This is a genomic window from Nocardiopsis sp. CC223A (assembly GCF_030766825.1).
Taxonomy (GTDB): Bacteria; Actinomycetota; Actinomycetes; order Streptosporangiales; family Streptosporangiaceae; genus Nocardiopsis.
In genome coordinates this window covers 1-14,464 of record NZ_JASFDV010000119.1, presented here as the reverse complement: position 1 = coordinate 14,464, position 14,464 = coordinate 1, and the positions used below count along the sequence as shown (strand labels likewise).

At 74.2% G+C, this 14,464-nt stretch carries 12 protein-coding genes and 1 pseudogene; 9 read left to right on the top strand and 4 right to left on the bottom strand.

The window, feature by feature from the left end; translation table 11 throughout:
• The first annotated feature begins 161 nt into the window (after positions 1-161).
• The 6 genes from QJS33_RS29345 (at position 162) to QJS33_RS29320 (ending at position 5,134) form a co-directional block, all read left to right on the top strand.
• Positions 162-566, top strand: a complete 405-nt coding sequence (locus QJS33_RS29345; RefSeq protein ID WP_306371324.1) for a roadblock/LC7 domain-containing protein — start codon at positions 162-164, stop codon at positions 564-566.
• Positions 563-922, top strand: coding sequence for a DUF742 domain-containing protein (locus QJS33_RS29340; RefSeq protein WP_306371323.1), 360 nt, complete (start codon positions 563-565; stop codon positions 920-922). The genes QJS33_RS29345 and QJS33_RS29340 overlap by 4 nt, the downstream gene beginning before the upstream one ends.
• Positions 903-1,514, top strand: a complete 612-nt coding sequence (locus QJS33_RS29335) for an ATP/GTP-binding protein (protein WP_306371322.1) — start codon at positions 903-905, stop codon at positions 1,512-1,514. Before QJS33_RS29340 ends, QJS33_RS29335 begins: the two co-directional genes overlap by 20 nt.
• 127 nt (positions 1,515-1,641) lie before the next feature.
• The gene (locus QJS33_RS29330) at positions 1,642-2,862 is read left to right on the top strand and encodes a cytochrome P450 (RefSeq protein WP_306371321.1); all 1,221 of its coding nucleotides are present in this window, start codon (positions 1,642-1,644) and stop codon (positions 2,860-2,862) included.
• The gene (locus QJS33_RS29325) at positions 2,863-4,104 is read left to right on the top strand and encodes a cytochrome P450 (RefSeq protein WP_306371320.1); all 1,242 of its coding nucleotides are present in this window, start codon (positions 2,863-2,865) and stop codon (positions 4,102-4,104) included. It begins immediately after the preceding gene.
• Between the two features lie 118 nt (positions 4,105-4,222).
• On the top strand, positions 4,223-5,134 hold the full coding sequence (locus QJS33_RS29320) for a hypothetical protein (RefSeq protein WP_306371319.1): 912 nt from the start codon (positions 4,223-4,225) through the stop codon (positions 5,132-5,134).
• Between the two features lie 31 nt (positions 5,135-5,165).
• Here QJS33_RS29320 and QJS33_RS29315 read toward each other — a convergent pair whose 3' ends face one another.
• The 4 genes from QJS33_RS29315 to QJS33_RS29300 form a co-directional block, all read right to left on the bottom strand.
• On the bottom strand, positions 5,166-5,966 hold the full coding sequence (locus QJS33_RS29315) for an ABC transporter permease (RefSeq protein WP_306371318.1): 801 nt from the start codon (positions 5,964-5,966) through the stop codon (positions 5,166-5,168).
• Entirely contained in the window at positions 5,959-6,684 is a 726-nt protein-coding gene (locus tag QJS33_RS29310; protein ID WP_372339739.1) for an ABC transporter permease, read from the bottom strand. The genes QJS33_RS29315 and QJS33_RS29310 overlap by 8 nt, the downstream gene beginning before the upstream one ends.
• A gap of 50 nt (positions 6,685-6,734) precedes the next feature.
• The gene (locus QJS33_RS29305; RefSeq protein ID WP_306371316.1) at positions 6,735-7,685 is read right to left on the bottom strand and encodes an ABC transporter ATP-binding protein; all 951 of its coding nucleotides are present in this window, start codon (positions 7,683-7,685) and stop codon (positions 6,735-6,737) included.
• 151 nt (positions 7,686-7,836) lie between these two features.
• A complete protein-coding gene (locus QJS33_RS29300; protein ID WP_306371315.1) occupies positions 7,837-9,522 on the bottom strand; it encodes an ATP-binding cassette domain-containing protein in 1,686 nt (561 codons plus the stop codon).
• Between the two features lie 484 nt (positions 9,523-10,006).
• On the opposite strand from QJS33_RS29300, the gene QJS33_RS29295 reads away from it, so the two are divergent.
• From QJS33_RS29295 to QJS33_RS29285, 3 genes and pseudogenes are all read left to right on the top strand, one after another.
• Positions 10,007-11,536, top strand: a complete 1,530-nt coding sequence (locus QJS33_RS29295; RefSeq protein ID WP_306371314.1) for a TIGR02677 family protein — start codon at positions 10,007-10,009, stop codon at positions 11,534-11,536.
• A 319-nt stretch (positions 11,537-11,855) separates the two neighbouring features.
• Positions 11,856-13,223 (top strand): DUF2398 family protein, encoded by a 1,368-nt coding sequence (locus QJS33_RS29290; RefSeq protein ID WP_306371313.1) that lies wholly within the window; start codon positions 11,856-11,858, stop codon positions 13,221-13,223.
• A pseudogene (locus tag QJS33_RS29285) lies at positions 13,223-14,464 on the top strand (TIGR02680 family protein); the annotation flags it as partial. The gene QJS33_RS29290 and the pseudogene QJS33_RS29285, both read left to right, overlap by 1 nt.

The following is a 14,464-nucleotide window of genomic DNA, read 5'->3' as shown; positions in this document are numbered from 1 at the left end:
CCCCAGCGCCGCCGCGGCAAGACCCTCGCGGCCGCGCAACAGCAGACCGCCGCCCCTCGACCCGCCAAGGACACCGGCCCGGCCACCTCGCCCCGTGGCTTCGGGGCGTTCCGAGCAGCGGTGAGCGGCCAGGACCAGAACGGAACACCGAAGGACGCATGATGGACCTCGAACATTCGACGTGGCTCCTCGAAGGCCTCCTGGAGCGCACCCCCGGCACCCGGCACGCCCTCGTGCTCTCCCGCGACGGCCTCAAGCTGTGCCACACCCCGGGCCTGGGCAAGGACAGCGCCGACCACCTCGCCGCGATCGCCGCGGGGGTGCAGAGCCTGGCCCACAGCGCCTCCATCGAGTTCGGCGACGGCGCCGGGGGAGTCCGCCAGGCCATGGCCGAGTTCTACGGCGGCCTGCTCTTCATCGTCGAAGCCGGGGCCGGGGCCCACCTGGCGGTCATCACCTCGCCCGAGGCCGACCCGGGCCTGGTCGGCCACAACATGAACGAACTGGTCGAACAGCTGGGCGAGCACCTGTCCACGCCGCCCCGGGCCGCCACCGGAACCACATGAGGCGCTCGCACCGCGACGAGAGCCCCGACCGCCTCTACGTCATCACCTCCGGGCGCAGCGACGGGGCCGACGAGGCGCTGGACGCGGTGACGCTCGTCGTCGCCGAGAGCGGGCCCACCCCGGGCATGCAGTCCGAACACGCGGCCATCCTGCGGATGTGCCGCGGACCCATGGCGGTGGTGGAGGTGGCCGCCCACCTGGGCCTGCCCCTGGCGGTCACCCGCATCCTGCTCACCGACCTGCTGGACGGCGGCCGGATCACCGCGCGCCACCCCCGGCCCGCCCCCTCTCCCGCCCACCCCCTCGCCTCCCCGGACGTGTTGGAGAAGGTCCTCGTTGCACTCCACAACCTCTGAACCCCCCACCGCGGACCCGCCCCGGTCCCTGCCCCCGACCGTGGACCAGGCCCTGAAGATCGCCGTCGTCGGCGGTTTCGGGGTCGGCAAGACCACCCTGGTGCGCTCGGTCAGCGAGATCCGTCCCCTCAACACGGAAGAGACGATGACCCGGGCCGGGACCGGCATCGACGACCTGGACGGGGTGGAGGGCAAGCGCACCACCACCGTCGCCTTCGACTTCGGCCGCATCACCCTGGACGCCACCTCGGTCCTGTACCTGTTCGGAGCCCCCGGCCAGCAGCGCTTCTGGTTCCTGTGGGACCGCCTGTTCAGCGGCGCCCTGGGCGCGGTCGTCCTGGTCGACACCCGCCGCCTGGACGACTCCTTCTTCGCCATCGACCGGCTGGAGGCCCAGGGCACCCCGTTCGTCGTCGCCCACAACGACTTCGGCGAGGGCGCCCACACCCTGGAGGAGATCCGCGCGGCCCTGGACCTGGACCCGCAGGTGCCCCTGCTGCGCTGCGACGCCCGCGACCGCGGCTCGGCCAAACACGTCCTCATCGCCCTGGTCGAGCACATCCGCACCCTCATCGCCCAGGCCCCCCGATGAGCACCGGCCACCGTCCCCGGCCCGCGCGAACCCCCGTACCGCCGGGCCCCTGACCCGGCCACCGGGCCGCCCCGGCCGGGGCGGCCCGCCCCATGCCGCCATCCACGACCGACACACGAGGTGCCCGGTGGACACGACGACCCCGGTCCGGCTCTACGACCCCGAATTCAACACCGACCCCCGCGGCTTCTACCGCAGGATGCGCGCCGAACACGGCCCCGTGGTGCCCGTCCTCATGGACGGCGACGTCCCGGCCTGGCTCGTCATCGGCTACCGCGAACTGCACGGGGTGCTCGGCGACTCCGACACGTTCGCCCGCCACCCCGGCCGCTGGAACGCCTGGGACCGGGTCCCGGAGAACTGGCCGCTGCTGCCGATGCTCGCCCCGCTGCCCAACGTGCTGTGCGCGGAGGGGGAGGAGCACCGGCGGCGCACCCGCGCCATCAACGACGCCATCAACGGCGCCGACCCGCACGAGCTGCGCACCCTCGTCTCCCAGATCGCCGACCGGCTGATCGACGGGTTCTGCGGCTCGGGCGGGACCGACCTGCGCACCGGTTACGCCGAACGCGTCCCCGCCCTCGTGCTGTGCCGGATGTACGGCCTGGACGACGCGACCGGCGACGCCATCACCTCCGACATGAACGTGCTGTTCAACGCGGGGGCCGACGCCGTCGCCGCCCACCAGCGCATGGTCGGGATCTTCGCCGGGCTGATCTCCTCCCGCCGGGCCGCACCCGGCCCCGACATCGTGTCCCGGATGATCTCCCACGCCGCGGACTACACCGACGACGACCTCAACGCCGATCTCCTCGCCGTCCTGGCCGGAGGCCACCAGACCACCGGCGAGTGGATCGGCAACGCGCTGCGGCTGATGCTCACCGACGACCGCTTCGGGGAATCCCTCTTCGGCGCCCGCAGCAGCGCCCGCGAGGCCCTCGTCGAGGTGCTGTGGGAGGACTCGCCCTCCCAGATGAACGCGGGCCGGTTCGCCGCCCACGACGTCGAGCTGGGCGGCCGCATCATCCGCAAGGGCGACCTGGTGCTGCTCGGCTACGCCGCCGCCAACCAGGACCCCGCCCTGCGGACCGGCATCACCGGCCCCGGCCACGGGACCAACCACGCCCACCTGTCGTTCTCCCACGGAGAGCACAGCTGCCCGCACGCCGCCCAGGGCCTCGCCGAGACGATGGCGGTCACCGCGATCGAGGTCCTCCTCGACCGGCTGCCCGACATCGAGCTCTCCGTCCCCGCAGACGAGGTCCGCTGGCGGCCCTCCCCCTGGGTCCGGGGCGTCACCGCGCTCCCGGTCACCTTCACCCCCGCAACCCCGCAAGGAGTCCACTAGATGTCCTGCCCCTTCCACGCGGCCGACGGCGTCCCCCTGATCCACGCCGTGCCCGAGGACGTCCAGGCCGACCGCGAGCGCCTGTACCAGGCGGGCCCGGTCACCCGGGTGGAGCTGCCCGGCGGCGTGCGCGCCTGGGCGACCACCCACCACGAGGTCAGCAAGGAGACGCTGAACGACCCCCGGTTCGTCAAGAGTGTCGACCACTGGGCCGACTACCAGGAGGGCCGGGTCCCCGAGGGGTGGCCGCTGCTGGGCACCATCCCCACCGACAACACCAACATGCTGGCCCTGGACGGCGCCCCGCACCGGCGGTTGCGCCGGCTCACCGCCAGCCCGTTCTCCGCGCGCCGGGTCGAGCGGCTGCGCCCGCGCATCGAGCGGATCACCGCCCGAGCGCTGGACGCGCTGGAGCCCAGGGCCTCCCAGGCCCTGGACCTGAAGTCGGAGTTCACGTTCCGGGTGCCGATGGCCGTCATCGGTGAGCTGTACGGGGTGTCCGAGGCCGAGTACGAGAACCTCGGCGAGATGTACGCCAAGCTGTTCTCCGGGACCACGGAGGAGGGCGAGCACCTCCGGATCTACCACACGCTGTTCCAGTACTTCGGGGAGCTGGTCGCCCGCAAGCGGGCCACCCTCGACGAACACGACGACTTCACCGCCGACCTCATCCGCGCGGGCGAGGACGGCGACGGCCTCAACGACATGGAGATCACCCTCACCCTGCTGACGGTGGTCGCCGCCGGGCACGAGACCACCGTCAACCTGCTCACCAACGCGGTGCGGGCGCTGCTCAAGCACCCGGAGCAGCTGGAGCGGCTGCGCAAGGGCGAGGTCTCCTGGGACGCGGTCGTGGAGGAGACCCTGCGCTACGACCCGCCCAACAACCTCATGATGTTCCGGTTCGCCACCGAGGACATCGAGATCGGGGGGCGGACCATCAAGAAGGGCGAGGCGCTGCTCACCCACTACGGGGCGGCCTCGCGCGACCGCGCCGAGTTCGGCGACGACCCGGAGGTGTTCGACCCCGACCGCGCGAAGGGGCGGCACATCTCCTTCGGGTACGGTCCGCACATCTGCCCGGGCGCGCCGCTGTCGCGGCTGGAGGCGGGGATCATCCTGCCGATGCTGTTCGAGCGCTTCCCCGAACTCAAGCTCGCGGTCCCGGACGGGGAACTGGTGGTGGCCTCGGCCCTGTCGGTCAACAGCCTCAAGGAGTTCCCGGTCGTGCTGCGCCCGTAGCAGGCGGTCCCCGGGGGCGAGGTCGTGGCGGCCCCCGGGGAAAACCTTGCCGGGACGAAAGCCCCTTTTTGCGGCCCGTGACCGTACGATCCCCGCAGGTCACCGGGGAGGGGCGGACATGGTCGTGACGAGGTGCTGTGCGCTGGCCCTGGCCGTCGTCCTCGCCGGCTGCGGCGGTCCGGAGACGGCCGCCCCGGCCGGCGGGGAGGCGCCGCCGGTCACCGACACCCCGGCCGACCCGCCGAGCCCGGAGCCGAGCCCCGTCCCGAGCCCGGCACCGGAGGCGCCGTCCCCGACGGTCCTGCCCTCCCCGAGCGACCCCGCCCCGCCCACCGCGGCACCCACCGCCGAACCCACCGGGCGGCCCGCCGACGATCTGCCGGAGGAGGCCGTCACCGGCTATCTGGAGGCGCTGGCCGCCACCGACGACCCGGACCGCATGCGCGAGGGGCTCACCCTGGCGGCGGACGACTCCGCCGCCCACCACCTGCTCCTGCACGCCTCCTCCGTCGCCCAGGCCCGCAGCGACGGCGACCAGGCACCCCCGGCCGTCGGGCTCACCCCCACCGCCGACGGCGCCCGACTGTGCCCGGAAACCGGCAACGACCCCGACTGCGGCGAGTACACCGACTTCACCGGCCGGAACGGGCTGGTGACGGGACTGCACATCGACGGCTCCGACCCGGGTCCCTCCCTCATCGCCGGCGACGGCGCCACCGCCGACTCCCAGAGCGTCGGCGCGACCCTGCTCACCGCCTACCGGTCCGTCGTCGACCACACCCTGGTGGTGACGGTGGAGTTCGCCGCGGTCGACGCCGTGTCCCTGGACCTGGACGGCGCCGTCTACCGCGCCGCCGACGGCACCGAGCAGCGTGCCGGGGAGGCCGCGGGCCGCCGCGAGCTCACCGCGGGCACCGCCACCCACGCCGTCTTCCACTTCCCCGACGCCCTCCCGGGCGGCGAACTCTCCGTCGGCGGCTGCCTCGCCGAGTGCTCCGCCCTCGTCGACCTCACCCTCCCCGTCGGCTGACCGGCATCGGGGCACGGGCACCGGGGGCGGCTCAGCCCAGCAGGGAGCCGTCGGTACGGGCGCGGCTGAAGATCCACCGGAAGGACGACAGGGCCGCGGCCAGCCAGCACACCGCGGCCAACAGCATCCAGCCCGCCCGGGCCGCGACCGCGACGTCCGGGGCGCCCGCCTCCAGCAGCCGCACCGCCGCCAGCCCGTGGACCACGGGCAGCGCCTGGGCGGCCCACTGCACCGGGGCGGGCCAGTACTCCACCGGCACCATCGCCCCGCTGACCACGATGACCAGTGACGACGTGATGTTGCCGATGACGTTGCGCGCCTCGGGGAACACCAGCGCCACCGAGGCGATGAGCAGCGTCATGCAGTAGGTGGACAGGCAGGTCAGCGCCACGAGCCCGACCAGCACCGGCACCTGCCACCAGGTCCACTGCACCCCGAAGAACGGCGGCAGGACCAGCAGCGCCACCGACGTGGTCGCCACCGACGAGGCGGGCCACTGGAGGCTGCGGCCGAAGTAGAACCACCCGGGGGACACCGGAGAGGCGGTCAGCAGACCCATCGTGCCCCCGTGGTGGTCCCAGCAGGTGGAGGACACCGCCAACATCGCCTCGGCCACGCAGACCGTCACCGCCGCACCCAGCACGATGTACCGGGTGTACTCGGGGTCGCCGACCAGCACCCCCACCGTGGAGTAGAACAGCACCTGGCACAGCAGCCGTACCAGCCAGCCGAACAGCCACGTCCTCCACGTGTAGAACGCCCGGAAGTCGGCGCGGGAGACGACGGTCCCCTGGTGCACGGTGCGCGCCACCGTTGCGATCACGTCAGACACGGGACAGGCTCCCCTCGGCCCGGGCACGGCGCAGGAAACGGTTCATGGTGTGCGTACCGAAGGCCAGCGCCAGCGCCCCCAGCAGCAGCACCGCGGCCAGCCGCGCCGCCGTGTGCTCCACCGGCCCCGGCGTCAGGGCGTCGCGGAACAGGTCCGCACCCCAGGACAGGTACAGCAGGCGGCCCGGCGCCGCCGCCCACAGGGGGAGGAACGCCAGCGGCACCACCACCCCCGACAGCAGGAACACCGGCATCGACAGCGTGTTCTGCACGATGCGCGACCCCGGCGCGGCGATGAACAGCGCCGACAGGGCGGTCGCGGTGGCGGCGGTGGCCAGCGCGGTGGCCAGGGCGGCGAGCACGAACACCACCGGGTGGTGGACGGTGACCCAGTGGCCGAACACCAGCCCCGCGGTGGCGACGGCCAGGCCGAACGCGGGCAGGGACACCAGCATCGCCCCGCACAGCCGCCCGAACACCAGGGCGGCGGGCGACACCGGAGAGGCGACCAGCAGCTCCAGCCGCCCGTTCTTGCGGTCGTCGGCGATCATCTCCCCGGCGAACACCAGCGCCGCGGTCCACAGCGCCATGAGGGTGGGCGCGACCACCGCGTAGGAGGCCAGGTCGGTGCGCCCGCTGTACAGCATCATCGACAGCAGCACCGCGGTGGTCATCGGGATCGTGGCCAGCGTGTAGTAGGTGTCCACACTGCGCGCCATGGTCCGGACCTGGAAACCGGATCCCAGCGCGAATCCGGTGAGCGCCGTCCTCACTCGCCCACCGCCATGCCCCGCTCGCCCACCAGGTGCAGGTAGACCTCCTCCAGGTCGGGACGGCTGCGGGCCACGTCGCGCACCCGGGCCTCGACCAGGGCGCGCTGCACCGACAGGGTCGTGTCGGGGGAGGAGGTCTCCACCCGGGTCAGTCCCTCCTCGGGTGAGGTCACCGACACCACCCCGGGCAGGCCGGCCAGGGTCTCACGTACCCGGTCGGGGACGCCGCGGGCGTCCACCCGCTCGTAGGCGGAGACCAGGTCGCCGACGGCGGCGGGGGACTCGGTCATGACCAGGGTGCCCCGATCGATGAGGGAGACCCGGTCCGAGAGCGCCGCGGCCTCGGCCATGTCGTGGGTGGTCATCAAGATGGTGGTGCCGCGGCCGCGCAGCTCGCCCACCAGCGCGCGGAAGTCTCGGGCGGCGACGGGGTCCATGCCCACGGTGGGCTCGTCCAGGATGAGCACCCCGGGGTCGGCGACCAGGCCGCGGGCCAGGTGCAGGCGCTGCTTCATGCCGCGGGAGAAGTCGCCCGCGCGCTCGTCGGCCCGGTCGGCGAGCCCTACCCGCTCCAGGAGTTCGTCGACCCGGCGGCGGCGCTCGGCCCGGCCCAGGCCGTACAGCGACGCCCAGAAGGTGAGGTTCTGCCGGGCGGTGAGCCGGTCGTACAGACCTTTCTCGCCGCCGAAGACGATGCCGAGGCGACCCTTGACCCGGGCTGTGTCGGTGACGACGTCGTGTCCGAGCACCCGGACGGTTCCGGCGGTGGGCAGCAGCACCGTGGAGACGATCTTGCACAGGGTGGTCTTGCCCGCGCCGTTGGGGCCGAGCAGGCCGTGCACCTCGCCGCGGGGCACGTCCAGGTCCAGGCCGCGCAGCGCCCGGAACTCCTCACCCCCTCGGCGCCGGTAGGTGCGGGTGAGGCCGGATATCTCCAGGGCGTGCATGCGCGGACCTTCCAGGGGGTGGGGGTTTCGCCGCTCACTGTTATCTTGACATCGAGATAAATCGACCCTACCCCCGCGCCCGGACTGAGGGCAAGGGGGGCCGGGGCCGTCCCGGGTCCCCGGCCCCGGGAGGCACCCCGGCCCGCACGTCCTACCCGGCGCGCTGCACGCGGCCCTCGTCCCACACCGGCTCGGTCGATTCATAGACGTTCCCGTCCGCCCCGAACACCAGGAACCGGTCGAACCCCCGGGCGAACCACCGGTCGTGCGTCACCGCCAGGATCGTCCCCTCATAGGCGTCCAGCGCCGCCTCCAGCGCCTCCGCCGACACCACGTCCAAGTTGTCGGTCGGCTCGTCCAGCAGCAGCATCGTCGCCCCCGACAGCTCCAGCAGCAGGATCTGGAACCGCGCCTGCTGCCCGCCCGACAGCGTTCCGAAGGTCTGCTCCGCCGCCCGCGCCAGCTCGTAGCGGTCCAGCGCCCGGCCCGCCTCGTCCCGCGGCACCCCCTTCCGGGAGCCCTCGCCCCGGTGCAGGACGTCCAGCAGCGTCCGGCCGGCGAACTCCGGGTGCTCGTGCGTCTGCGCGAACCACCCCGGCAGCACCCGCGCGCCCAACCGGGCCCGCCCGGCGTGCGGCACCGGCGCCACCTTCGCCCGCTCCGCCTCCGACAGCGGCGTCCCCTCCGGGTCCGAGCCGCCCCCGGCCAGCAGCCGCAGGAAATGCGACTTGCCCGAGCCGTTCGACCCCAACACCGCCACCCGCTCCCCGTAGTGGACCTCCAGGTCGAACGGGCGCATCAGCCCGGTCAGCTCCAGGCCCCCGCACACCAGCGCGCGTTTGCCGGTGCGCCCGCCGCGCAGCCGCATCCGCAGGCTCTGGTCGCGGGGCAGCTTCTCCGGTGGCCCCGCCTCCTCGAACCGGCGCAGCCGGGTCTGCGCCGACTGGTACCGCGACGCCATGTCGGAGTTGTACGCCGCCTTCTGCTTGTACATCGACACCAGCGCCCTGAGCTTGGTGTGCTCCTCGTCCCACCGTTTGCGCAGCTCGTCCAGCCGCGCGAACCGGTCCCGCCGCGCCTCGTGGTAGGTGCCGAACGCGCCGGTGTGCGTCCATGCCGTGTTCCCGGCCGCCCCCAGCTCCAGGGTGACGATCCGGTCCGGAACCCGGCTCAGCAGCTCGCGGTCGTGGGACACCAGCAGCACCGTCTTGGGGGTGGCGAGCAGCGCCTCCTCCAGCCAGCGCTTGCCGGGCACGTCCAGGTAGTTGTCGGGCTCGTCCAACAGCAGCAGCGGGGCCGGGCCCCGCAGCAGGGCCTCCAGCACCAGCCGCTTCTGCTCGCCGCCCGACAGGGTGCGCACCTCGCGCCACCGGCACCGCTCGTAGGGCACACCCAGCGCCGCCGTGCAGCACTGGTCCCACACCACCTCGGCCTCGTAGCCGCCGGCGTCCCCGTACCGGGCGATCGCCCCGGCGTAGCGCATCTGCGTCTTCTCGCCGTCGTCGACCATCATCGCGGCCTCGGCCGCCTCCAGGTCGGCGTGCGCGTCGCGCACCGTGGGCGGCGACACCGACACCAGCAGCTCGTGCACGGTGGTCTCGTCGCGCACGTGCCCGACGAACTGGCCCATCACCGCCAGGGCGCCGTCCAGGGTGACCGCCCCCGACTGGGGGCGGGTCTCCCCGCGGACGATCCGCAGCAGGGTGCTCTTGCCCGCGCCGTTCGCACCGATCAGGGCCGTGACGGAGCCCTCACCGACCCGGAAGGACACCTCGTCCAGCAGTACCCGCCCGTCGGGCAGGGTGTGGGACACCCGGTTGACGTCGATGTGGCCCACGGCCGCACTCCATCCGGGGGTCGGCGACAGGTCCCGGCGCCCGGCCCCGGCTCGCGCGCCTCCCGGCAGGCTGCCACGCCCCCGAACGGCCGGGCAACGGGTTTTCGGCCCCGCTGACCCGACGTCCCGCCCGGCCGCCGTCCCTCCCCGTCGCCCGTCCGCGCACGTACGGCCCGCCCCTGCGTCGCCCGACCGGGCCCGGCCCGCCCCCGTGCTGTGCGCCTTCCCGCCGCCCGCCCTCGCCGGCGTCCGGCCCGGGGGCGACCGGGCCCCGGCCCCGGTGCCGGAACCGCAGGCCGCAGCGGCTGCGGAACCGTTGTCCGCAGGCGCCCCCGACCCGGGACGGAACGTCGTCACGCGCTGCGATAATGGCCAGTGCCCGACGGCCGGACGGGGGAGACGCGCGGCCGCCGGGGCGGGCCGCCGCCGCGCGGCCGCGACGACGCACGGGCGGTAGAGAAGACACGGGAACGGGGAACCACGGGTGGCCGAGCGCAGCGCTCTCGACCTGGACGCGCTCACGATCAGCGATCGCTTCCAGCTGTTCAACTTCACCCGCCGCGACGACCACGTCACCTACCTGTGGATCCTGCGCGCCCTGGACCGGCTGCGCGAGGTCCACCGGGTGCAGGCCGGCGCCGAGGACCTGGCCGCCACCCTGCGCGAGCTCGCCGCCGCCCACGACGGGGTGCCCGCCCTGGACCCCGCCGACCTGCGCTACCGCCTCGACGAGCTGTACGCCGACCGGGTCGTGCACCGCTTCGACGACGCCTCCCGCGCCGGGAACCTCGCCCGCTACCGCAACCGCCAGTCCGTCTACCAGTTCAGCGAACTGGGCTACCGGGCCTACCGGGCGGTCGAGGGCGTGCTCGGCGCCCGCAGCGAGGACGTCAACCTGTCCCGCCTGGTCTTCTCCGACGTCCTGGAGGACCTGCGCGCCCTGGCCGACGCCAACCGCACCGGCCGCGCCGAGCAGGTGTACCGCAGGCTCTCGCGCCTGGACTCGGTGATGGAGGACATGGGCCGCCGGTCCGCCCAGTTCCACGTCACCCTGGGCGAGATCCTGCGCTCCACCGACGCCTCCCCGGACACCTTCCTCAAGTACAAGAACGCCCTGCTGGTCCACATGACCGAGTTCATGGCCGAACTCGACCGCTACCAGCCCCGCCTGGACCGCGCGGTGCGCGAGGTGGAGGACACCGGCCTGACCACGCTGCTGGCCCGCGCCGCCGACACCGACGAGCGCCTCTTCATGGACCGCGACGAGCGCCTCGACGACTGGCGGCGGCGCTGGGCGGCGCTGCGCGGCTGGTTCACCACCGAGGGCGGCGCCCCCACCCGCGCCGCGGAACTGCACGCCGCCACCCGCTCGGCCACCTCCGGGGTCATCGCGCTGCTGCGCCAGCTCACCGAGGCCAGGCGCGGCGGGGTCAACCGCGCCACCCAGCTGCGCCACCTGGCGCAGTGGGTGTTCGACACCCCTGACGACGGGGCCGCGCACGCCCTCATGGGCGCCGCGTTCAACGTCCGCTCCGCCCGCCACCTGGGCGTCGCCCATGAGGACGACGAGCAGATCTCCCCGAACGCCACCTGGTGGGACGCCCCCGGCGTGGAGGTGTCGGTGACGCTGTTCCGCAGCGGCAAGGCGCCCACCGCCGGTGTGCCCAAACCGGTGCGCCGCAACCCGGGCGCCCGCGCCGAGCTGCGCCGCCGCCAGGCGGCCGACCGCGCCGCCGACCGCCAGGCCGCCGCCCGCCTGGCCGAGGAGGGCGCCCACGACCGGGTCCTGGACGAGGTCGACACCCGCGTGCTGCTGCGCCTGATCACCCGAGCCCTGGAGTCGCGCGCCGTCGTCGCCGGACGGCTGTCCTCGGCCACCGGCACCGACGAGGGCACCCTGGTCCGACTGGTCCCCAGCGACACCGGCAGCACCGTCCGCACCACCCGCGGCCTGCTCCACCTGCCCGGCATGCGCCTGGAGCTCGCCCCCCGCGCCCGCGGAGCCGCCCGATGAACCGCCTGCCCCGTCCCGTCCGCCGTCCCGCGGCCCGCCCCGCCACGGCCGTATGCCCCGCCGCGGATCGATCTGCCGTGGCTGTGCGTCCTGGTGCGGCCCGCTCTGCCGCGGTCCGCTTCACCACGGCCGCACGCCCCGCCGCGGCCCGCCCGGGCGCGGCCTTGCGTCCCGGCGCTCTCGCCGCTCCCGGCGCGGTGCCACCGGCGCATACCGCCCCCGCGCCGACCGCCGTACGGCGGACGCCCGCCGCCCGCGTGGCGGTCTCCCGTCCCGCCGCGCCCGCCTCCCGTGTTCCGGCACGTCCGGGGGAGGGGCGATGAGCCGCCGACGCCGTCCCGCGCAGCGGATCGACCCCGCCGACCTGGGCGCCTACCAGCAGGCGATGCGCCGCGTCCTGACCTGCGACCTCATCACCCGCTCGCGCCCCCGACCCGGCGTGCTCGCGAACGTGCTGCGCTGGGCCGACGAACTCTCCGAGGACCTGCGCGACCTGTTCGGCCACACCCTCATCGCCACCACCGAGCACGTCCGCCTGGTCCGCGCCCCCGACCTCCTGGACCCCACCCAGCGCCAGGTCTTCGCCCGCGGCGGCCGCCCCTTCGACCGCCGCCGCCTGGCCTACCTGTGCCTGCTGCTCGCCTCCTTCCAGCGCTCCCAGGTCGAGGTGAGCCTCGCCGACCTCATCCGCCACTTCACCCCCTCCGCCAACGCCATCGACGGCCTGGGCTACGACCCCACCGACGGCACCCACAAGGCCGCCCTCGTCGACGTCTGCTCCTGGCTCGTCGACCGCGGCGCCCTGCACGTCTCCGACGGCTCCCTGGAGGCGTGGGCCGGCGGCCACGGCCAGGCCGACGCCCTCTTCGACATCGACCACGAGGTGTGCGAGGTGCTGTTCCGCCCCACGCGCCCCGTCCAGCACGTCACCGGCGTCACCGGCCTGCTCGTCCACCACCCCGACGAGCCCACCCGCGAGCAGACCGCCCGCCGGGCCCGCCGCCTCCTCGTCGAACACCCCGTCGTCCACTACGCCGACGTCACCCCCGACGTCGCCGACGCCCTGCGCACCCCCGGGGTGGCCGAGGAGGTGGCCCACCTCACCGGCCTCACCGTGGAACGCCGCGCCGAGGGCGTCCTGCTCGCCGACTCCGGCGGCCTGTTCACCGACCGCCCCTTCCCCGGGCGCGGCAGCGCCGTCAACCGCACCGCCGGCCTCCTGCTGGCCAAGATCGCCGACCGCATGGAGACCGCCCGGGCGGCCCTCACCCACCTGCCGCTGCCCGCGGCCCCGGCCGCCCACGCCGGCCTCGTCACCCGCATCGACTCCGCCCTGCCCCGCGAGGGCGTCGTCGACGCCCTCGCCTGGACCGCCCCCGACGCCGCCGCCGCACCCCCCGAACCCGCCACCGCACCCCTCATCGAACAGGGCCGCCTGGAGGCGATGGTCGACGACCTGTTCGCCGAGTTCGGCGCCGCCTCCTTCACCGCGGCCTGGCAGCGCGACCCCCGCGGCCTGCTCGACGCCGCCCTCGAACTGCTCACCGACCTGTCCCTGCTGCGCCCCGTCCCCGGCGGCGTCCTCGTCCTGCCCGCCGCCCTGCGCTACCGCAACATCCAGGGTGCGCTCCCGCAGCGCCCCGACACCGGCATGCTGCCCCTGGGCCTCGAACCGGAAGGAACCTGATGTCCCACGACCGCTTCAAGCCCACCCGGGCCGGGGTGATCAACCTCTGGGACTACCGCGACGAGGAGTTCACCTTCGCCGACGGGCGCCTGGTCCTGCGCGGCCACAACGGTTCCGGCAAGACCAAGGCGCTGGAGGTGCTGTTCCCGTTCATCCTGGACGGCCACACCGACCCGCGCCGCCTGGACCCCTTCAGCGGCCAGAACCGCACCATGAAGTCCAACCTCCTCTACCAGGGGCAGGACGCCGAGTACGGGTTCGTGTGGATGGAGTTCGCCCGGCCGGGCGAGGGCCCCGACCCCGAGACCGTCACCCTCGTCATCGGCCTGCGCGCCCAGCAGCACCGCGACGGCGTCGCCACCTCCTTCTTCGTCACCGACAAGCGCCTGGGCGTCGACTTCGGCCTGCTGGCCACCGACAACCGGCCCCTCACCGAACGCCAGCTCAAGGCCGCCCTGGGCGAGGGCGCCCACCACGCCTCCGCCACCGACTACCGGGCGGCCGTCGACGCCCGCCTGTTCGGCCTGGGCAAGCGCTACGTCCAGCTCCTCGACCTGCTGCTGGCCCTGCGCCGCCCGCTGCTGGCCAAGGACCTGGACCCGGAGAAGGTCTCCGACACCCTCACCGCCGGGCTCAGCCCCGTCGACGAGGGGCTCATCGACCAGGCGGCCCGCGACTTCGCCAACCTCTCGGCCGTCCAGCGCCGTTTCGACGACGCCACCGCCGCCCACGCCGCCGTCGAGGCCTTCAGTACCTCCTACACCTCCTACCTCACCGCCCACGCCCGCCACCGGTCCTCCGGCGTCGCCGCCTCCCTGGCCCGGGCCGAGGAGTACATCTCCGCCCTCGCCGGGCATACCGCCGCGCTGGCCGCCGCCACCGCCGAGGGGGAGCGCCTGGCCGCAGAGGTCGGGCGGGTCGGGAAGAAGGCGGAGGAGCTGGACGCGGTCCGCCGGGGGCTGTCCGAGAGCGAGGCGCTGCGCGACGCCCAGGCCCTGGAGGTCGAGCTGCGGCACAGCGACGACCGCGGCCGCGAACTCGCCGAGACCGAGCGCCGCCTGCACCGCCAGGGAGAGGAGATCACCCGCCTGCGCGAGGAGGCCGACGGGGTCGTCCGGCACCTGGAACAGCGGCGGTCCGCCATCGCCGACCTGCTCGCCGAACTGGAGGAGTCCGCCGACCTGGCCGGGCTCACCGGCGACGGCGAGAGCCCCGCCGACACCGATCCCGAGACCGCCCGG